Genomic DNA, 724 nt, shown 5'->3' on the forward strand with positions numbered 1-724 from the left:
CAGCGCCCTGGAGAGTACCTGACGCTCAGATGCGAAAGCTAGGGGAGCGAACGGGATTAGATACCCCGGTAGTCCTAGCCGTAAACGATGACCACTAGATGTCCGGAGTATCGACCCTTCGGGTATCGGAGCTAACGCGTTAAGTGGTCCGCCTGGGGAGTACGGTCGCAAGATTAAAACTCAAAGGAATTGACGGGGACCCGCACAAGCAGCGGAGCGTGTGGTTTAATTCGATGCAACGCGAAGAACCTTACCAGGTCTTGACATCACACTGACAGCTCTAGAGATAGGGTCTTCCTTCGGGACAGTGTGACAGGTGCTGCATGGCTGTCGTCAGCTCGTGTCGTGAGATGTTGGGTTAAGTCCCGCAACGAGCGCAACCCTCGTCGCTAGTTGAATGTTCTAGCGAGACCGCCGTTACAAAGCGGAGGAAGGTGGGGATGACGTCAAGTCAGCACGGCCCTTACGACCTGGGCGACACACACGCTACAATGGCCGGGACAAAGGGCAGCCAACCCGCGAGGGGGAGCCAATCCCATCAAACCCGGTCTCAGTTCAGATTGCAGGCTGCAACCCGCCTGCATGAAGTCGGAGTTGCTAGTAACCGTAGGTCAGCACACTACGGTGAATACGTTCCCGGGTCTTGTACACACCGCCCGTCACACCACGAAAGTCGGCAACACCTGAAGCCGCTGGGCTAACCTCGTTGAGGAGGCAGGCGTCG

General features: G+C 57.2%; 1 rRNA gene. It reads left to right on the forward strand.

From position 1 onward, the window contains the following. A 16S ribosomal RNA gene (locus EI42_RS31810) occupies positions 1 to 724 on the forward strand; the annotation flags it as partial.

This window comes from Thermosporothrix hazakensis (genome assembly GCF_003253565.1).
In the GTDB taxonomy this organism is placed as follows: domain Bacteria; phylum Chloroflexota; class Ktedonobacteria; order Ktedonobacterales; family Ktedonobacteraceae; genus Thermosporothrix; species Thermosporothrix hazakensis.